This is a genomic window from Adlercreutzia sp. DFI.6.23 (assembly GCF_024462535.1).
Lineage (GTDB): Bacteria > Actinomycetota > Coriobacteriia > Coriobacteriales > Eggerthellaceae > Adlercreutzia > Adlercreutzia rubneri.
Genome location: NZ_JANGBP010000015.1, coordinates 21,485 through 41,201, shown reverse-complemented (window position 1 = coordinate 41,201; position 19,717 = coordinate 21,485). Strand labels below are relative to the sequence as shown.

Sequence of the window (19,717 nt, the reverse complement as noted above, 5' to 3'; positions counted from 1 at the left end):
GACGGGTGGATGGCCGCCTACTCGACCGTCCGTCTAAAGGCCTTCCGGGAGGGCGGCAGGACCGTCTACGATACGATAGACAACCGCAGGAGGCGGTTGGGGCTGGCGGCGTAGGCCGCTGTCCAAGCAACTGTCCGCACCCCCGAGACGCTTATAACTCGCGATCTCGTGCAGAAACAACCTCTGTCGGCGACAAACAACTTGTCTCATCGCCGTATTCTTAGGGAACCTTCATCAGCGTGAGCCCTCAAACGAACCAAAAACGCAGAAAGGAACCCAGCAATGCTCAACGAACTCACGCCCAACGACACGTTCTGCGACTATTACCAGCAGTGGGTGGCCATGTATAAGGAAGGGGCCGTGCGCGATGTCACGCTCAGCAAGTACCGGCTCACCTGCGCTTGGCTGCAACGGCTCATTCCCCTGCTGACCCTCGCGGAACTCAACCGCATCACCTATCAGAAGCTGCTGAACGAGTATGCCGTCAGCCACGAACGGCAGACGACAATGGATTTCCACCATCAGCTGAAGGGCGCCGTCCTCGATGCTGTCGATGAGGGTCTGGTAGAGCGCGACCCAACGCGCAAGGCCATCATTAAGGGCAAATCCCCGCGCGCCAAGAAGCAGAAGTACCTCAACCAATTCGAGCTGCACCGGCTTCTGAACGACCTCGACCTGGGGCCCGAGGTGAGCTGGGACTGGCTCATCCTCCTCATTGCGAAAACGGGGCTGCGGTTCTCCGAGGCCATTGCGCTGACACCCGACGACTTCGAGTTCAGCCGCCAAGTCGTCTCGGTCAACAAGACCTGGGACTACAAGACGGGAACTGGCTTCGTCCCAACGAAAAACCGATCTTCCGTGCGCAAGGTGCAGCTCGATTGGCAGCTGGTCATCCAGTTTTCCGAACTCACCAAAAGGTTTCCCCACGATGAGCCGATTTTCGTGGAAGGAAAAGTCTACAACTCCACGGCGAATAGCGTGCTGGAGCGCCACTGCAAGCGCGCCGGCGTGCCCGTCATCTCCGTGCATGGACTGCGCCACACCCACGCATCGCTGCTCCTGTTCGCTGGCGTCTCCATCGCCAGCGTCGCCAAGCGTCTCGGACACGCCAGCATGAATACCACCCAGAAGACCTACCTGCACATCATCCAAGAGCTAGAGAACCAGGATGTCGACCTCGTGATGCGCTCAATCTCCAGCCTAATTTAGCAGCCGCTCCGCTCACGCTGATGAAGGGCGATGAGCGAGTCCAGCTTCTGGAATAGGGCGCCGATTTTTATTTGCTCGGCCTTACCCGGAAACGCAATCGTTGCGGATTGGACCAACTCGCTATTTAGATTGTTGACGACTCCTCCTGCCGCCAGAGCTTTGTACTGTCTTGCCATTGAGGGTGTCGAAAGCATCTGTTGGAGGAATATCGTGTCGAATCTTCCTTCTGCATCTCGGATGAGCAGCCATCCATCATGAATACAGCCATTGACCTGCAGAATATAGGGACGGCCGAAGCTCATTGAGTTTGATAGCAGAAGGTCTCCCGCGAATACCTCGCGCGATTTCGACATTCCTTCTCTACGTATTCGCTCACTTGTTCTCGTTATGTACATTGAACCCGGTTCGACGTCACCGATCTTGATCCAGTTCACACCCGAGGGATCACTTGTGATGTAGCTTTCAATTGGTCTCGGAGAGCCACCGCGCAAAACAACGAGTCGATCTCCAGCCTTACGCTGTTCCCAAGGGTCACTGAATCCTTCGAGGCGGAGGGCGGGGACGAGGGCGTTTTCGGACTTACGCTGTTCCTCCATGTTACTCACCGCCCAAAAGCTTACGCAGTTCCGCGATGCCGAGCATGTCGAACTCGTCACCCACAAGCTGGCCGAGCATTGCATCCAGCTCTCTTTCGGCTTCGCTGATCTGCTCTGCCACATCGGCATAGGTGTCTTTGTATTTCTCTTCCAGCGCGTTCACTTTCTTGATAAGACCCTCAATAGACACTTGCGGCAGCGCGTTCAGATCATCCATGAGGGGCTCTACCCATTTGGCCTCGAGCAGCTCGTACACCTGCTCGTCGGTCAGCGCCTCAATGGTCTCGCGGGTCTTCTCTTCGAGGGCCGACTCCTGAGCTTTGGCATCCTTCTTCAAGCTCTTTAGCTTCTTCTGGAGGGCCGCGAGCTCATTCCGCTTCGCCGCGATTTCCTCCTCGGTCAAATCGCACGAATCGTCGGCATCGCCCTCTTCGGCGTCCTCGCAGGGCAGCTCCTCTTGCAAGCTCTCGCACTCGCCATTCAAGTGGCTCATCTCATCCTGCAAATCACGCAACTGCTCGGCTTCCACACTCAAGAGCGCGTCTTGTACAAGAGAGAACGGCAGGATATGGCCCTTCCATCCGTCCTGCACCTCAACGTCTTTGCCGCTCTTCTTCTTGATGACGTATTCCGGATCGACCTTCCTCGCAGCGTCGAAACCTTCCGTTTGCAGCATTTCCAAATCGGCGGCAATAACGCCCCAAGCATCATCAAGCGCCTGATAAGCGTCATATTTATCAACCAGAGTAAACGGTTCCACGAGCTTGAACACCTCATCGGCCACCGCAGCCTCCGCGCTCGGTGCGTCCACCCGCTGCCAGTTGCCGATGAGCGTCGCCACGAGCTGACGGCGCAACCCAGAGAACTCTGCGTGGTAGCGGGCAACGTAGCCTTCGACCGCCTCATTCCCCTGAATTGCATCGGCTACGTCCTCGCACGCCATCCGAGCGCAATGGCCATTGTTGGCCGTAAACAGCGCCTCACGAAGGCCGGGAAGCGCCTCCCAATACTTGCTTAGGGCGTCAATTTCCTGAACCGGAATGCCACCGAACATCGACGCATACAAGTCCCACGTTTCCGTAGGCTCAGAGGAATCCACGTAGCGCGGGATATTCAAGTTGTAATCGTTGGCGCGTATCTCGTCCTTTCCCACAAGGCGCGAGTAGCCCTCGATCGTCCGACGAGCCGTAACCGTATCGACAATGCGGCGGATATCCGAGGAGCGCAGCTGGTTATTCTTCCCGACTTTCTCGAAGTCCTTGGAAGCGTCGATGATGAGCACGTCGCTCTCGTCGCGCTTTTGGCGCAGCACCATGATGATGGTGGGGATGCCCGTTCCGAAGAAAATATTAGCAGGAAGACCGATGATGGCGGCAATCTTGTCGTTCTCGATGAGGTTGCGGCGAATCGTTCCCTCTTCTCCCCCTCGGAACAGGACGCCATGGGGCAAGACGATGCACATGATACCCGAGGGTTTCAGATGATACAGGTCATGCAGCAGAAACGCGTAGTCCGCCTTCGAGCGAGGGGCGATGCCATAGGCGAATCGGATGTCGTTCTCCTTGCCCTCCGGCTCCCACCGCTGCGAGTAGGGCGGATTGGAAACCACCGCGTCCACGTAGAGCGGGTCGTAGGTGCCCGATGGATCCGAATCGTCGAAGTAGGGCCAGTCTTCTTCCAAAGTATCGCCGTTGCGCACCGTAATGTTAGACGGCTTGATGCCCCGCATGACGAGGTTCATGCGCGTGAGGTTGTAGGTGGACTGATTGAGCTCCTGGGCGTAGTAGGCGATGCCGTCCGCATCCCCCATGCGACGCTTCACCGCATCGCCGATGGTGATGAGCAGCGAACCAGAGCCGCTCGTGGGGTCGTAGATACGAATCGTGTCCTGGCTCCGCAAATGATGAGCGACGATATCCGCCATGAGCACCGACACCTCGTGGGGTGTATAGAATTCGCCAGCTTTCTTGCCGGCGTTAGAGGCGAACTTCGAGATGAGATCCTCGTAGATGTAGCCCAGCACATCGTAATCTTGGTGCGTGCTCATGGGGATGGTCTGAATGAGATGGACGAGATCGCGCACGGCTTTCGTCTGCGACCCTGTATTGTCGCCGAGCTTGCTCAGTCCCGTCTGTAGCGTGATGAAGATGCCGTCGAACACGTTTTTGTAAAGGGGGCTCACAAGGCGGCTGAAGGCCGAGAGTGCCTCGTACACCTGCGACACAGCGAAATCATTGCCGGCTTGGATCCAAGTGGAGAACAGGTTCTGATAGGAGATGAAATAGCCCAGATGATTCTGAGCATAGCCTACGGTCTCCTCGTCCTCTTCCACCAGCTGCTCCATATCAGACGCCGTCATACCCTCGCCCAGGAAGAACTGCTCCTCCTTCTCGGAGAGGTACTTGTAGAAGATGAAGCCCAGAATGAAATCCTTGTACTCGCTCGCATCCACCTTGCCCCGCATGCGGTTGGCCGATTCCCAGATTATCGCGGCGAGCTGTTGCTTGCTCATTCCGTTCCCTTTCGAATGGTGCACAGATCATTTCATTATAGCTAACGCTTTTATCACAGCGTTAGCATCAGTCGGAGCAACGCATCTGGAAGCGGCGCGGTTATACCGACATTTATACCGACATTTATACCGACACGATCAGCATTCAATGAGATTCTCTCAAGCAATGCACGGCTTGTATGTTCCGAAACGCAAAAGAGGGGCGAGGCAATGCCGCGCCCCTCATGCAGTCGCGCCCCTCCGCGCCGCTACAGGATCATGTTGCGGGCGATCTCCAGGGCCTCATCGATGCCGTCGGGGTTCTTGCCGCCGGCCTGGGCCATGGTGGGCTTGCCGCCGCCACCGCCCTGGATGGCCGGGCCCATGGCCTTGATGATGGCCCCGGCGTTGAAGCCCGCCGCTACCGCCTCATCGGTGCCGGCGGCCATGAGCACGGGCTTGCCGTCGTTCACACCGGCCACCACCATGGCGCCGGGCGCGTCCATGCGGCTGCGCACGACGTCCCACATATTGCGCATCTGGCCGCCGTCGCGAACCTCGGTGCGCGCGATGATGACGGGGTACCCCGCCGGCGCCAGCTGAACCTGGGAGAGCAGCGTCGAGAACATGTCGTCGCTCACCATGTCCTTGGCGCGCTTGGCCTTGGTGCGCATCTCCTTCAGGGCCTTCTGGTCGGCCGCCACGCGCTCGGACACGTCGAAGGGCGGCACGCGCAGCGTGGCCGCGGCCTCCTTCAGCTCGGCTTCCACCTTGTTCACGTAGGCGAGCGCGCCGTAGCTCGTCACGGCCTCGATGCGGCGCACGTTGGCGCCCACCGACGACTCGCTCGTGATCTTCAAAAAGCCGATCTCGGCGGTGTTGTTCACATGGCAGCCGCCGCACAGCTCGCGGGAGAGGTCGCCCGCCTCCACCACGCGCACGACCTCGCCGTACTTCTCGCCGAACAAGCCCGTGACCCCGGCGGCGCGGGCCTCTTCCAGCGACGTCTCGTAAATGGTGGTGGGCGTGGCGCTCATGATGTGCTCGTTGGCCTCGCGCTCCACCTCGGCCAGCTGCTCGGGCGTGCACGCCTCGAAGTGGGTGAAGTCGAAGCGCAGGCGGTCGGGGCCCACGTAGGAGCCAGCCTGCTTCACGTGGTCACCGAGCACGCGGCGCAGCGCGGCGTGCAGGATGTGGGTGGCGGTGTGGTTGCGCTCGATGGCGGCGCGGCGGTTCGCGTCCACGCGGGCCACAACGGTATCGCCCTCGGCAAGACCGGCCTCCTCGGCGCGCACCGCGTGCACGAACAGGCCCTTCTCGGGAGCCTTCGTGTCCAGCACGTAAAGGCGTCCCTCGCCGTTCTCGATGACGCCCGTATCCCCCACTTCTCCGCCCATCTCGGCGTAGAAGGGCGTGGCGGCCAGCACCACCTCGCCGGTCTGCCCCGGCGCCAGGGTGCCCACGCGCTCGCCATCGACGACGACGGCCAGCACGCGCGTCTCGGCGGCGGTGGCGTCGTAGCCGATGAACTCCGTGGGGCCGAGCTCGTTCAAAAGATCGCTGTAGATGCCGCCGTAGGTGGACCAGGCGGCCTCGGCGTCCTTTGCGCCGGCGGCGCGGGCACGCTCGCGCTGGGCCTCCATGGCGGCCTCGAAGGCCTCCATGTCCACTTTCACGCCGCGACCTTCCGCGATCTCCTGAGTCACTTCCACGGGGAAGCCGTAGGTGTCGTGCAGGGTGAAGGCCTCCTCGCCGGAGAGCACGTCGCCCTCAAGCTTGCCGAGGGCCTCCTCCAGGTAGGCCTGGCCCTGGCGCAGCGTGGCGCCGAAGCGGTCCTCCTCGGCCATGATGAGGCCGCGCTCCAGCTCGCGATTCTCCACGATCTCGGGGTACACATCTCCCATGAGCCGCACGATCTCGTCCACGTACTCGTTGAGGAAGTGCCCCTCGATGCCGATAAGCTGGGCCTTCATGATGGCGCGGCGCAACAGGCGGCGCAGCACGTAGCCGCGCCCCTCGTTACCCGGCAGGATGCCGTCGGCGATCATGAAGGTGACCGAGCGGGAGTGATCGGCGATGATGCGCAGGGCCAGGTCAGTCTCGGCATCCTCGCCGTAGGTCACGCCGGCCAAACGCTCGCCCACGGCCACCAGGCTGCGCAGCACGTCGGTCTCGTAGTTGGACTGCACGCCCTGCATGATGGCGGCCATGCGCTCGAGCCCCATGCCCGTGTCGATGTTCTTCTTGGGAAGGGGCGCCAAGGTGCCGTCCTCCTGGCCGTCGTACTGGGTGAACACGCAGTTCCAGTACTCGAGGAACCGGTCGCAGTCGCAGCCCGGCGCGCAGTCGGGGCTGCCGCAGCCGAACTCGGGGCCCTGGTCGTAGTAGATCTCCGAGCAGGGACCGCAGGGGCCGGTGGGGCCGGCGCGCCAGAAGTTGTCGTCCTCGCCGAGGCGCGAGATGTGATCCTCGGGCACGCCCAGGTTCTTCCAAATCTCAATGGTCTCGTCGTCGTCCTCGAACACGGTGAAGTACAAGCGCTCCGGCGGCAGCCCCAGCACGTTCACGGAGAAATCGTAGGCCCAGGCGCACATCTCTTCTTTGAAGTACGCGCCGAAGGAGAAGTTGCCGAGCATCTCGAAGAAGCTCAGATGACGGCCCGTGGTGCCGATGATGTCGATGTCGTTGGTGCGCACGCACTTCTGCACGGAGGTGGTGCCGATATAGGGCGCCTCCAGCTGCTTCTGCTGCAGGAAGTAGGGCTTGAACTGCACCATGCCGGCGCTCGTCAGAAGAAGCGACGGATCGTCGGGAATGAGCGAGGAGGAGGGCACGAGCTTGCAGCCCTTCTCCTGGAAGTAGTTCAGGTACTTCTCGCGAATCTCAGCGGTGGTCATGTAACGCATAGGTGTTCTATCCGTCCTTTACGGTCAACGAAAACAGTTGCAGCAGATTATAGCGCTCCTTGCGCGCTACTTTTTGGAAGACGACGTGTCATCATGGGAATGGCGCGCCGTCACCTTCCCATGGGCCTGCGAGCGCAGCTTCGGCAACTTGCGGCCGAACAGCGTCGCGTCGTCCAGCTTGATGGGCTTCATGGAGCCGGTGGTGACGCCCGGCGATGTGGCGTCCGACAGCGGGTTCACTTCCTCGTTGTCCGACGGAACGCCCTTGAAGAACACGCCGTCCTCGGCCACCAGGTGCCGGCCGGTCTTCTTCTCGAAATAGTAGACGAACACCGATTTGGCCACGGCCACCAGCGGGATGGAGGCGAGCATGCCCACGAGCGACCCCATAAGACCGCTCATAGCGCCGCCGAGGGCCGAGCCCACCATCAAGGCAATGAGGGTGAGGGCCGGGTGGATGTCCACGGAGTTCGCCATGATCTTCGGGGAGACGAAGGTGTAGACGAGCTGCTGGATGACCACGGTGCCGACCAGGGCGATAAGGGCCACCAGCGGGCTCACGAAGACGGCAGCAATGGCCGCGAGCGCACCTCCCAGCCACGGGCCGATGATGGGGATGATGTTCATCACGCCGGTGATGAGGCCGAGCACGGCGGCGTTGGGCACGCCGACGACCTGGAACAGGATACCGCAGCCCACGCCGATGACGGCACACTGCAGAAGCGTTCCCTTGATGTAGCCGCCCATGACGCGGGTGAAGGTGGCGTGGAAGAACTCGGCGTCCTCGGCGTGCTTGGGGCCGATGAGCCGGCGCGTCTCGCGGCCCATGGCCGGCAGCTCCATGAGGATCCAGAAAGCGATGACGAGCGCGAACCCTAAGGCCATAAGGCCGTTGGCCAGCGTCGTGGAGAAGGCCACGATGCCGTTGGCGCTGCCCTGGGCGATGGAGGAGGCCCAGGATGCGGCCGACTTCTGCACCTCGCTGATGACGTTCTTCACCGTTTCGTCCTCGAGCATCGGGGCGTAGCGGGCATACAGGTCGTTGCCCCAAGCGATGACCGCATCAACATAATGGGGCATGTTGCTGACCAAGTCGTTGAACTGGGCGTTCAGGCCGAACATAGGCGAGAACAGCAAAAAGCCGATAAGAGCGAGCACGAGCGCCATGATGACATAGGCGATCGTGGTGCCCAAACCGCGGTTGACGTGGTGCTTCTCCAGCCCGTTCACAATGCCGCGCAGGCAGAAGACGATGATGACGGTCCAGATGAGGATGGCCACGGGCACCGACAGGATGTTCAGCAGGTAGACGATCGCCGCCAAAAGCAGGATGGCCGCCACCACGGCCCACAGGTCGAAGAAGCGCGTGCGGGCGCGGGCCTGCTTGGTGCGCGAGATGGCATTGGCGGCAGCGGTGGCCGCGGCGGCCGCGCTGCGCGGGTTGTTGACGGAAGCGGGCGCGTCGGCTCCTCCCTGCGATTGAGACGCGTCGGTGCTCATGGGAATCTCCTCGGACGCGAGCTACTGAACGGTGTAGGGGCTGTTCCCCATCGGGGCCGGCTTGGCCTGGGCCGCGGCGGCGTTGGGCGAGATGGCCGGCGAAGCTGCGGCTGCGGGATCGGCAGGGGCCGTCGCGGCCGGCGTGTCGGTGTCGGCGTTGGCCACGGCCGCATCGGCGATGGTGCCGGCGGTACCGGAGAGCTGGTCTTCGAAGTCGTGGGCACGTTCTTGGCTGGCCGCGTTGGCGGCCTTGACAGCGGCGCGGCGGTCTTTGCCCTCGGCGACGACGGCGCGGGCGGCGTCCCCCATAGCCGAGACGGCGTCGGCGACGGTCGCCCCGCGCTCGGGCGCGCGGCCGGCCTTCGCGGCGGCGCTGGCGTCGGCAGCGGCTCCCAAGCTCACGGACTCGTCGGAGGCGTAGCGCGGCTTGAACTTGCTGCGCAGCTTGCCCGTGAGCGAGTTCACCAAATCGATCGGGGCGCTCGTCACGGTATCCACGGCACCGGCGGCCTTCGAGACGGAATCGGTGATCTGGGTCACGTCTTCCAGAATCTGGTCGACGCGCATGAGCTCCAAATTCGCCGCGTCCACCGTGAGCGACAGACGCTCCACCAGCGGATCGACGCGGCCCACAGCGGGCTTGGCTTCCTCGGCGATCTCGTTCACGCGGGTCAGCAGCGGGTCGATCTGGTCAGTTACCAGGGCATCCACATGGGCGATGAGGGGATCAACCTGGGCGGTGATCTTCTCCACGTTCTGCAGCGTGGGCGTGAGCTCCTTATGGGCGTCGTCGATGGTCGAACGCGTCGAGCGGATGGTCAGCGCCAATTCCACGACGAACCATACGAGCACCGCGCCGACGAGCACGTAGACGACGGGCAGCGCGATGTCCACGATCCCTGCGAAATCCATGATGAGCCTCCTTATAATTCCGAAGACCTGACTATACCATTACTGGAGTCATTCTAATTAAGTTGCGCAGGGCCTCCACGGAACGCGTCCGCATGGTAGCCATTCCGTAAACGGAAGTTGACATCGTGTCACACGCGAGCGACATCGCCGGCAGCGCCCGTGCTGGGGCGGCCTCGACCGAACGTCGCCCCAGCACGATGCCTGGCTCGCTGCGCAGTGCCCGCACCGCGGCGGACGCAACACCCCGAGCCGCGACTCAACTCCCCTGACGGTCGCGGGCAGCGGCGTCGGTGCGGTAAGCCTCCCAGCCGCGCTCGCCGGGTTGGTAGAAACAGCCGCGCTCAAGGCCCTCGGGCAGATAGCGCTGATCGACCCAGCCGGCCGGGTAGCTGTGGGGGTACTTGTACTCGCCGTAGTTTTCCGAGCCGGGGCGATGACGATCGCGCAGGTAATCGGGCACCTTGCGCACCGGGCCGTTGCGCACTTCGCGCAGCGCCGCATCGATCGCGGCCTCGGCGCTGTTGGACTTCGGCGCCAGCGCCAAGTAAATGGCGGCCTGGGCCAGGTTGATGCGGCACTCCGGGTAGCCGATGACCTCGGCAGCCCGGAAGGCGGCCTCGGCCACGAGCAGGGCCTGGGGGTCGGCGTTCCCGATATCCTCCGAGGCAGCGATGTACATGCGCCGGGCGATGAACTTCGGATCCTCTCCCCCGTCGATCATGCGGGCGAGCCAGTAAACGGCGGCATCCGGATCGCTGCCCCGCATGCTCTTGATGAACGCCGAGATGATGTCGTAGTGCATGTCCTTGTTCTTGTCGTAGGGCAGCGCCCGATGGGGCGTGGCGGCCCGCACCATGGCCTCGGTGATGGCGACCGGCGCCTCGCGCGTGCCCGGAGCCACCATGCCGGCGGCCAGCTCAAGCGTCGTGAGCGCCCCGCGGCCGTCGCCGCCGGCCAGAGTGACGATGGCAGAAGTGGCCTCATCTTCCAGAGCATAGCAGCCGGCAAGCCCCCGATCGTCGGCCACGGCACGGCCCACCAACTCGGCGATCTCATCATCGGCGAGCGAATGCAGCTCCACGATGCGCGAGCGCGAGATGAGGGCGGAGTTCACTTCGAAAAAAGGGTTTTCCGTGGTGGCGCCCACGAGCACCACGAGCCGGTCTTCCACCGCATGCAGCAACGCGTCCTGCTGGCTGCGGTTGAAGCGGTGGATCTCATCGACGAACAGGATGGTGCGCAAGCCCCCCATGACGAGACGCTTCTCCGCCGCGTCGATTTCCCGGCGCAAGTCGGACACCGTGCCCCCGATAGCCGACACCTCCACGAAGGTGGCGCGGGTCGATTCAGCGATGACGTGGGCAAGCGACGTCTTGCCCGTGCCCGCCGGCCCGAAGAGGATGACGGAGCTTAACGTGTCGTTCTCGATGGCCGCGCGCAGCCAGCTGCCCTCGCCCACGGCCTCCGTCTGCCCGACCACCTCGTCGAGCGTGCGCGGCCGCATGCGCACCGCGAGCGGAGCCACATCGCGCTTCCGATCATTTTCCATAGCAGTAAACAAAGTATCCATAGCCCGTAATGGTACCACGGAGCCCGCCAAAATAATAGAACAAATGTTTTTGGTCGTTCGTCCGATAAAAGAACGCTAGCGATGGCCCGAAGGGCCGAGCCCGCAACCGTGAACCCACTCAGAGGTGCGCCCAAGGAAGCCAGCGAGCGGCGGCGAGGCGCCTCAGATTGCCCCGCCTTCGGGTCAAGCGGCCTTCGTGCCGCGCAGCACCCGAAACAAGGGGCAAGATGGGGCGCATCGCCGCCGCGCAGCGTCGACAGGGCGTAATTGCGATGCAATTACGCCCGCAAAAAGAAGCGGCCCGGCGGAGGGGGCCGCCGGGCCAGAAGGAGGGGGGATGCGACTCTCGCGGAGCCGCTTTCTGCTTTAAAGAGACAAAGCAGGCAAGTGATCGGAGGGGGTTGTCTCACTTGCTGACGTCAGTATAACAGCCACCCTTGAATTCCCTATGATGCACCCATGGTGAACTTGTGGATTCATAGGCTCATCGTTAAGTAATTCTTCACATTTTAGAAGAAACCTCACCAGCGGGAACGCCTATCCCTGCCGGCGGCCGAACAACACGTTGTTCGTCTCGAGCCAGCTCTCCACGGTGCCCGTGTCGAAGCCGTCGGCCGGATCCACCACAAGCGCATACATCTCCTCCTCGTCAAGCACCGCGTCCAGCGCGTCGGTGAGCTGAATCTCGCCGCCCACCCCCGGCTCCACATCGGCCAGCAGCTCCATCACGCGGGGCGAGAGCAGGTAGCGGCCGAACACCGCCAGATTCGACGGCGCATCCTCTAGCGCCGGCTTTTCCACCAGCGAGTCCACCTTCCACACATTCTCGGCCACCGCCTCCCCGGCGATGACGCCGAAGCGGCTCACCTGGTCGTCGGGCACGGGCATGACCGCGATGACGCTGGCCCCGCCATGGGCGTCGGAGACCGCCTTCATAGCCGGCAGCATCTCATTGCCCGGCACGAGCACATCGCCGAGCAGCACGTAGAACGGCTCGTCGCCCGTCTTCTCTGCCGCGCAGCGCACGGCATGTCCCAGCCCCAGCGCCTCCTCCTGATACACGTAGCTGACCGGCAGGTTGCCGACATATTCCACCGCATCGGCATAGGCGTCCTTGCCGCGCTCGCGCAGAAGCGCCACCAGCTCCGGGTTCGGCGTGAAATGGTCCTCAATGGCCTTCTTCTCGCGGCTGTTGACGATCACGACCTCATCAGCGCCGGAAGCCAGACCCTCTTCCACCACATACTGGATGGCCGGACGATCCACCACCAGCAGCATTTCTTTGGGCTGGGCCTTGGTGGCCGGCAGAAAGCGGGTACCGAGCCCCGCCGCGGGAATGAGTGCCTTCATCGAGCGCCTTTCTCTTCGTTGTTCGCGTGCCGCTCATGATACTACAGATGCACGATGGCGGACCTTGCGTCGCCTTGCCGCACTCCAAAGCTACTCGATTGAGCAAAAAGACATAGTTCTCGTAGTCTCGTCCTCCCCTATCGCGCCGACCGCTAAACGCGACCTGGCGAAACTCTGGCTGAGATCTGGCGGGTGCCGTAGTTTTCCAACGCAAAGCTACGAGAAGTGGGGTATTTTGCTCAAAACGGGCATCTGCCGTTCGCGCCCGCATTGCGCGCGAGGTCGACTATACTAGGCACATGGACGAAACCTGCGCACATATTCTCGACCCCATCCCCGACGAGCAGTACCTGGAGGCCCGCGATGCCACCGGGGGCAAGCCGGCGGGCGTGCGCTTTCTGGCATTCAACACCATCATCGACATCGAAGCCTACGGCGAAGCGGCGGCGTGCCGAGCGGCCTTCGAGAAGGCCCGGGCGCTCTGCCGCCTCTACGAGCGCCTGTTCAGCCGCACGCTTCCCCACTCCGACATCGCACGCATAAACAGCGCGCACGGCCAGCCCGTGGCCATCGACCCTTTGACCTACGACCTGCTCGAGAGGGCGCTTTCCTACTGCGCGGAAAGCGAGGGCGCCTTCGACATCACCGTAGGCTCGGCGGTGCGCCTGTGGAATTTTCACGAGGGCACGGTGCCCGATGACGGTGCACTCGCCGAGGCGGTGCGCCACGTCGACTGGCACGCGCTCAGATTGCGGAAGACGCCGGCAGCCACAGCGGCCGAGAGCGACGCCGATGCCGCAACCGAGGCGGTGCCCGGGTTCGAGGCAGCGCCCGAACCCAAGGCCTGCTTCGCGCAGCTGGCCGACCCCGATGCCGCCGTGGACGCCGGCGGCATCGCCAAAGGATGGATCGCCGATGCACTCGTGGCGGCCATGGAGGCCCACGGGCTCTCGGGCATCATCGTGAACCTCGGCGGCAACGTGGCCGTGAGCGGCACCAAGCCCACAGGCGACCCTTGGCGCGTGGGCATCCGCGATCCGCGCGACCCCTCCCAGCTCATCGGCGCCGTGCCCCTGGTTGCGGGATCGGCCGTCACGAGTGGCGTCTACGAGCGCTGCTTCACCGCGCCCGACGGCACCTTCTACCACCATATCCTCGATCCGCGCACGGGGCGCCCCGTCGAAACCGACGTGGCCGGCGTCACCGTCATCTGCGAGAAATCCATCGACGCGGAGGGCTTCTCTACCACCCTGCTCGCCCTCGGCCTCGAACGCGGACTCGCCCTCGCCCGTCGACACCCCGAAATTCTGCAGGCCTTCTTCATCGCCCCCGACGGCACTATCACCAACGCCCGCTGAGCGAGCTATGAAGTCTTTGTATCGGGGAGAAATCGTCGCCTCCTCGAACCGTCGGAGAACGCTAGACTAATCGTTGCATCGATGAACTAACTTTCCGGCAGCCGAAAGGACGTAATGGCCGAGGTCGCGAACAAATTCAACCTGGACTCCACGTACTTCGTGGCCTTCGAAATGGCCCATGAGGCCCTGCGCCGCGGGTTGGAGCAGGCGAGCGACCTGAACATCACCCAGTACCGCATTTTAACGAAGCTGATGCAGGCCTCGGCGCCCGTAAGCCAGGGGGAGCTCGGAAAGATTCTAGGCATGAAGCCCAATGTGGTGACCCAGGCCGTCGACGCCCTCGTCGCCCATGGGTACGCGACCCGCGAGGCTGGCACGACCGATGGCCGCACGCGGTTCCTCGCCGTCACCGACGACGGCGCCGAGCACGTCGCTGCCGTCAACCAGTCCCTGGTAGAGAGCTTGTACGCCACCTTCCCAACCCAAGATCCCACGTATCGCACCATTCTGGAAGCGGCGGTTGCCGCCGCAGCCCACATCGAACCCCCACTGCACGCCGGGCGCGCTCAGCGTTTCCCTGCCACGCGCTCGCTCGTATCCATCGAGCTCATCCGCGCCGAGACAGAGCGCACCCTGCGCGATGCCACGGGCGCGTCGCTCAACGAGTGCCGCATCGTCCAACGCCTCGGCGAGACGGATCATCCCGAACGCGTCGGAACCCTGGCAGAGCAGCTGATGATGTCGCCGGTGAACGCGGCGCGCGCCGTGGATCGCCTCGTGGGCCGCGGCTGGGCCAAACGCCTGAAGTCGCCTCACGACAAGAAGGCCGTGTACGTGGCCCTCACCGACGAGGGCGTTTACCAGGGATTTCTCATCAGCGCCACCGTGAACGAGCTGGCTGCCACCAAGCTGTGGGTGCGCCTGACTCCCGAGCAGAGGGACGCCATCGAGCGCGTGGGCCATGTGGTGGTGGCCGACCTGAACGCTCAGCGGCAAGCAAAGGAGCAGGCCGCCTACGACCTGCTCCGGGAAATCTAGGCGAGGCTCATCTTGTCCGCATAGACCTTCGCACCGAAGAGCATGGCCACATTTGCCACGACATCCGCCGCGAACCAGCCGCCCAGCGCCGGCAGGCTGATGCTCGCCGCGTTCAGGGCCGAGAACGTGCCGACCGTGAGCGCTGCGACGACGGCGCCGCACAACGCCACCGCCGCGATGAGCGAAAGCTCCAGGCTGTGCCCTGTGTGCCAGCGAGCCACGCAGGCGCACACCACCATGGAGGCCGCCCCCAGAAGCGTGCCGAGGAAAGCCGCGAACCCGATGACGCCGACGACGATGATCGGCAGCCCCGGCAGCTTCGAGGACATGGATCCCACCTGCACCGCCGACAGGATGCCGAGCACCACCACGACCAGACACGCCAGCGCCACGAGCGCCGTCGCCCAGCCCCAGAGAAACGCCGTCAGCGGGCGCGGGCGCACCGCGGGAGCGCCCGCATCGCCCTGCGCCCGCGAGGCCAGCGCGCCGTAGAGCACCGCGCCGGCCGTCGACACGCAAAGCGCGAGGCCAGCCGCGAACAGGAAGGCCACGAAGGCCGAGCCCGTGAGGATAGAGCAGATCACATCGAGCACCGGCACGCCCGAGGCCGAGATGTAGTCGAAGGCGAGCACGCCGGTGCCCCCGGCCACCGCAAGCCCGATGCGTCCCAGCAGCGCAATCACGAGCGCCATGGCATACAGCGCGAGAAACGGCCGCGCCATCGCTTTCATATCTTTCATAACGAACTCCTATCCGTACGCGCGCTCGCGCCCTTACGCCTGGCCGCCGTTGATCTCGTTCTCCACCGCAGAGGTGCCGCACAGATACCCGCCGCAGAAGGCGAGCCCCACGTCCCCCATGAGCGATCCCAGAATCGGGTCGCCGATGTAGCTGTTCTCGCCGCAAGCGCCCCCGGCGGTGTGCCAGCCGGCGTACAGGCCGGGGATCACGCGGCCGTCTGTGCCCACCACCTGCATCTGGTCGTTGATGAGCAGCCCCGCCTTCGTGCCGTACAGGTTGCCGCCGATGCGGCAGCCGTAGAAGGGCGGCTCCACGATTGGGTGCAGCCACTCGGCGGGCATGGGGTACAGAAAGTCGTCCTCGCCGCGCTCGCAGGCGTCGTTCCACTTCGCCACGGCCTCGGTGAGCACGCCCTCGGCGAGGCCCAAATCGCGCTCGAGCTCCTCCAGACTGTCGCGGCGCTTCAGCACGTCGGCGTCGATGGCGTCCTGCACGCCGTGGTGCCAGTCGCGGTAGTGCTCCGGCACCTTCTCGATCTGCTCCAGGTCGGGGGTCAGCAGCTTGCGGCAGTGCTCCTGGGCGAATCCCGCCAGGTGATCCTCGTAGTTCGCGTCGAAGATGATGTAGGAGCGGTGGCCCGGCGGGGTCATCTGGATGGTGGCCAAATCGCCCAAGGCGTAGATGGCGTTGGCGCCGTCCTCGGCCACACGGGAGTCCATGTAGCGCAGGCGGTTGCCGCAGCGGTCGATAGTCAGCCACGGCTGGCGCGAGAGCTGGGTCATGCCGTCGTAGAGGAACCGCGCCCAGGTGCCGCCCTCGGCCTGCCAGTCGACCCCGCCGTCGAAGGAGGCGGAGCTGTTGAACCCGGACACGTCGGCACCCACGCCCAGCCCCATGCGGAAGCACTCGCCGCGCTCCCCGGCCGTCAAGTAGCTGGAGGCGCAGCCCATGGCCGCCGTGGGGATGTACTTGTCCAAGAGCGCCTTGTTGTTGCAGAAGCCGCCCGCCGTGAGGATGACGGCGCGGTCGGCGCGGATGTAGCGCTCGGTCTCGTAGTCCTCGTTCACCACGACGCCCACGATGCGTCCGTCGTCGTCCTGCACGAGGGCCACAGCGGGGCTTTGGAAGTGGAAATCGACGCCGTGGGCGTAGCCGTAGTTGTACATGGCGTCGGTGGCGTCCTTCATCTTCAGCACGTGGTGGTCCAGCGTCGAGCGCTTCGGGGCCACGTACACCGGCACCTCGCCCAGACGCCAGTGCACGCCGCAGTCGGCCATCCAGTCCAGCGACTTGCCGCCCTCGCAGGCGAGCCGGTAGATGAGCTTCGGGTCGGCCGCGTAGTGGTACTCGTCCATGGCCCAATCGGTCAGCGCTTTGGGGTCGAAGGGATAGCTCGGGAAGGCGAACTTCTTCTCCTCCTGGCCCGAGTAGCCACCCAAAATGCCGCACATGCCGGCCTCCTGGGCGTTGCCGCCGGGAAGCCCCATGGCCTCCACGCAGATGACGTCGGCGCCCAGCTGAACCGCGCGGGCCGCCGCGTTCAGGCCACCGCCGCCGGCGCCCACCACGCAGATGTCGCACTCGTAGTCCCAGTTGGCAGGCACGGCCCGGGGAGGGATGGGCGTGGCGTCGTCGGCGGGGAACGAACTGGCGTTGTGCTCGCGGTAGGTGCCGTCGGCGGCGGTGGCGTTGGTAGCGGCGGAAGGCTCGGCGGTCACGGCCGCGGAGCCGTCGGCGGCCCAGTTGCCGCTGCGCACCTCGGCGGCCACGGCCGGCTCGGCGGCGGCAAGGCCCAGCATGGCAGCCCCGGCGGCGGCCACGGCCGAGCCGGTCAGGAAGTCGCGGCGGGAAAGGGCGCCAGCGCCCGTGGTGTTCTCGGCCATGGCTAGGCCTCCTTTCCAGTTAGGGCAGCGGTGGCGTCGGCATCGCTCGCTGCGGCGGCATCTCCGCCGCTCTGCGTCGCCGCGCCGCCAGCCGTCTCGGCGCCGGCGGCAATCTCCGCCTGGGCGAGCGCGTCGGCCACGGCCTGCTTCACCCCGGCGGTCGTAATGGTGGCCCCGGCGATGGCGTCGATATCGGCACTCTGGGCCGCCTCGATCATCTCGGCGTACCGCCCGTCGCGGATGGCCTCGTAGCCGCCGCGGCTCTGGCTCTCCCCTTCTTGGGTCGTTTCCAGGCAGGTGATGCGCCCGTCATCCAGAAGCAGCGTCACCGTGATGGCGCCCTCCATGCCGCGCCCGTGCCCGACATACACCCCGTCGGCGTAGTCGCCTTGGGCCCGCGCCCCCGCATCGGCCGCAACCTCGGCTGCCCAGGGATCGTCGGTGCGCAGGGCCAGCTGCTCGGCCGAGGCGGCGTCCTTCGACCCGGATCCCTCGAAGGACGCCCCGCAACCGGAAAGCCCCAGGGCGAGGGCGGCCGCGCTGCAGGCGATGGCCGTCGTTGTTCGCTTCATGTTCCCTCCTATCATTCGACTGTGCGTTCCAATTATTTCTTCGTGAAAGTTTTCTTTTTCTTTCTTCAATGAACTTTATTTTGGGAATCTTAGCAGTATTTCCCCCGTTTATCAATGCTTTATTGACTCATTTACCAATTTCGTCAATTATTACCAACTTGCAAAATTATGGATATTGACTGAAGAGTTCTACACAGGTATGGTACTTCCCAGCATCAATTTGATGCCCCGCGCAGCCGGTGCGAGTGGGTCAGCGAGGCCTCTTGTGCTCCACCCGCGGCGGGCTTCGCGGCAAGGAAGGCACCGATCCTTAAAGGAGGGATCACCATGTTATTCGACGTGTACGGCCCGAACGCCGGCTTCCAATGGCTCGGCCTGGCGATGGTGCTCATCGCGCTCATTCTGCTGAACGAGTTCGCCCGCCGCACCAAGGCCGGCGGCATCTTCATGTTCTTCGGCGTCTGCGGCGCCATGACCGTCTACTGCCTGGCCGTGGAGATCGGTGCGGCGTCCGGTGCCGAGTGGGCCGTGAACAACCCCACCCACACCGATATGAACAGCTGGTTCCACTACGCCAAGGTGTACGCCGCCACCGCCGGCTGCATCGGCTTCATGATGCTGAAGTACTCCTGGGGCAAGATCGGCCGCTCGCATTGGTTCAAGGCCTTCCCCTTCGTCATCGTGGCCATCAACATCCTCATCGCCGTGGTGAGCGATTTCGAGAGCGCCTTCCGCGCCTTCGGCACCACGTGGGTTTCCACCGAGGGCGTCACCCTGTACGGCGGTTGGCACAACGTGTTCAACGGCATCGCCGGCCTGCTTAATATCGCCTGCATGACCGGCTGGTTCGGCATCTATATCTCCAAAAAGCGCCAGGACATGCTGTGGCCCGACATGACCTGGGTGTTCATCATCGCCTACGACCTGTGGAACTTCTGCTACACCTACAACTGCCTGCCCACCCACTCCTGGTACTGCGGCATCGCCCTTCTGCTCGCGCCGACCATCGCCGGCCTGCTTTGGAACAAGGGCGGCTGGATCCAGAACCGCGCCTTCACGCTTTCCATGTGGTGCATGTTCTGCCAGATGGTGCCCATGTTCGCCAACGACTCCGTCTTCGCCGCCGACTCGGTGAACAACCCGCAGGTGAACCTGGTCGTGTCCCTCATCGCCCTGGCCGCCAACGTGGCTGCCCTGGCCTACATCGTCTACCGCAGCAAGAAGCTGGGCGTGAACCCCTACAAGCAGGAGGTGTTCGTGGGCACCAAGGACTTCCAGAAGGCCATGGAGCGCCGCGCCGACACCGCCTACCTGCTTGAGACTGAACCCGCGAGCGCCACGGCCGCCGAAATCGCCGAGATGGTGGCCTACAACGAGCTGCCCGCGACCGGCACCCCTGGCTACGTCTACGTCGCCGTGGAGAAGGACGAGCAGTAGTCATTTGGTTGGCTAAGCTGGCATTCGACTAAGTGGCTGGCCAGGGAAACCAGCCTGGCCGCGGACGCTCGAGCAAGCCCATTTCCCAAAACAAGCTCATCCCGCAGAGGGGGGATCCGCAACGGCGCGGATCCCCCCTCTTCTTTTTCGCGTG

General features: G+C 63.8%; 14 protein-coding genes. 4 read left to right on the top strand and 10 right to left on the bottom strand.

Annotation, left to right across the window (positions count from 1 at the left end; all coding sequences use genetic code 11):
• Positions 1 to 282: 282 nt before the first annotated feature.
• Positions 283 to 1,209 carry a site-specific integrase gene (locus NE591_RS11870; RefSeq protein WP_173113896.1) on the top strand — a complete coding sequence of 309 codons (927 nt, stop codon included), beginning with the start codon at positions 283 to 285 and terminating at the stop codon, positions 1,207 to 1,209.
• Here NE591_RS11870 and NE591_RS11865 read toward each other — a convergent pair.
• From NE591_RS11865 to NE591_RS11835, 7 genes are all read right to left on the bottom strand, one after another.
• The gene (locus tag NE591_RS11865) at positions 1,206 to 1,805 is read right to left on the bottom strand and encodes a restriction endonuclease subunit S (protein ID WP_173113899.1); all 600 of its coding nucleotides are present in this window, start codon (positions 1,803 to 1,805) and stop codon (positions 1,206 to 1,208) included. The two genes, NE591_RS11870 and NE591_RS11865, sit on opposite strands and share 4 nt — an antisense overlap.
• A gap of 1 nt (position 1,806) precedes the next feature.
• The gene (locus NE591_RS11860; RefSeq protein WP_173113902.1) at positions 1,807 to 4,317 is read right to left on the bottom strand and encodes a type I restriction-modification system subunit M; all 2,511 of its coding nucleotides are present in this window, start codon (positions 4,315 to 4,317) and stop codon (positions 1,807 to 1,809) included.
• A gap of 248 nt (positions 4,318 to 4,565) precedes the next feature.
• Positions 4,566 to 7,202 carry an alanine--tRNA ligase gene (alaS, locus tag NE591_RS11855; protein WP_161127506.1) on the bottom strand — a complete coding sequence of 879 codons (2,637 nt, stop codon included), beginning with the start codon at positions 7,200 to 7,202 and terminating at the stop codon, positions 4,566 to 4,568.
• Positions 7,203 to 7,268: 66 nt separating this feature from the next.
• Entirely contained in the window at positions 7,269 to 8,702 is a 1,434-nt protein-coding gene (locus NE591_RS11850) for an AI-2E family transporter (RefSeq protein WP_173113905.1), read from the bottom strand.
• A gap of 21 nt (positions 8,703 to 8,723) precedes the next feature.
• Positions 8,724 to 9,614, bottom strand: coding sequence for a DUF948 domain-containing protein (locus NE591_RS11845; protein ID WP_173113907.1), 891 nt, complete (start codon positions 9,612 to 9,614; stop codon positions 8,724 to 8,726).
• Positions 9,615 to 9,870: 256 nt separating this feature from the next.
• The gene (locus NE591_RS11840; protein WP_173113910.1) at positions 9,871 to 11,184 is read right to left on the bottom strand and encodes a replication-associated recombination protein A; all 1,314 of its coding nucleotides are present in this window, start codon (positions 11,182 to 11,184) and stop codon (positions 9,871 to 9,873) included.
• 537 nt (positions 11,185 to 11,721) lie between these two features.
• The gene (locus NE591_RS11835) at positions 11,722 to 12,534 is read right to left on the bottom strand and encodes a UTP--glucose-1-phosphate uridylyltransferase (protein ID WP_173113913.1); all 813 of its coding nucleotides are present in this window, start codon (positions 12,532 to 12,534) and stop codon (positions 11,722 to 11,724) included.
• A gap of 299 nt (positions 12,535 to 12,833) precedes the next feature.
• Here NE591_RS11835 and NE591_RS11830 point away from each other — a divergent pair, with 299 nt between their 5' ends.
• Both NE591_RS11830 and NE591_RS11825 read left to right on the top strand, forming a co-directional pair.
• The gene (locus NE591_RS11830) at positions 12,834 to 13,892 is read left to right on the top strand and encodes an FAD:protein FMN transferase (protein WP_173113914.1); all 1,059 of its coding nucleotides are present in this window, start codon (positions 12,834 to 12,836) and stop codon (positions 13,890 to 13,892) included.
• Between the two features lie 114 nt (positions 13,893 to 14,006).
• The gene (locus NE591_RS11825) at positions 14,007 to 14,930 is read left to right on the top strand and encodes a MarR family winged helix-turn-helix transcriptional regulator (protein WP_114549209.1); all 924 of its coding nucleotides are present in this window, start codon (positions 14,007 to 14,009) and stop codon (positions 14,928 to 14,930) included.
• On the opposite strand, the gene NE591_RS11820 is transcribed toward NE591_RS11825, so the two are convergent.
• From NE591_RS11820 to NE591_RS11810, 3 genes are read right to left on the bottom strand one after another with little or no spacing between them, the layout of a single operon-like run.
• Positions 14,927 to 15,670 carry a hypothetical protein gene (locus NE591_RS11820; protein ID WP_231699500.1) on the bottom strand — a complete coding sequence of 248 codons (744 nt, stop codon included), beginning with the start codon at positions 15,668 to 15,670 and terminating at the stop codon, positions 14,927 to 14,929. The genes NE591_RS11825 and NE591_RS11820 overlap by 4 nt on opposite strands.
• A 33-nt stretch (positions 15,671 to 15,703) precedes the next feature.
• Positions 15,704 to 17,554 carry an FAD-dependent oxidoreductase gene (locus NE591_RS11815; RefSeq protein WP_173113917.1) on the bottom strand — a complete coding sequence of 617 codons (1,851 nt, stop codon included), beginning with the start codon at positions 17,552 to 17,554 and terminating at the stop codon, positions 15,704 to 15,706.
• A gap of 2 nt (positions 17,555 to 17,556) precedes the next feature.
• A complete protein-coding gene (locus NE591_RS11810) occupies positions 17,557 to 18,126 on the bottom strand; it encodes an FMN-binding protein (RefSeq protein ID WP_022739423.1) in 570 nt (189 codons plus the stop codon).
• 327 nt (positions 18,127 to 18,453) lie between these two features.
• Between NE591_RS11810 and NE591_RS11805 the strand changes: the two genes are divergently transcribed.
• Positions 18,454 to 19,563, top strand: coding sequence for a DUF5692 family protein (locus tag NE591_RS11805; RefSeq protein ID WP_231699501.1), 1,110 nt, complete (start codon positions 18,454 to 18,456; stop codon positions 19,561 to 19,563).
• Positions 19,564 to 19,717: the final 154 nt, after the last annotated feature.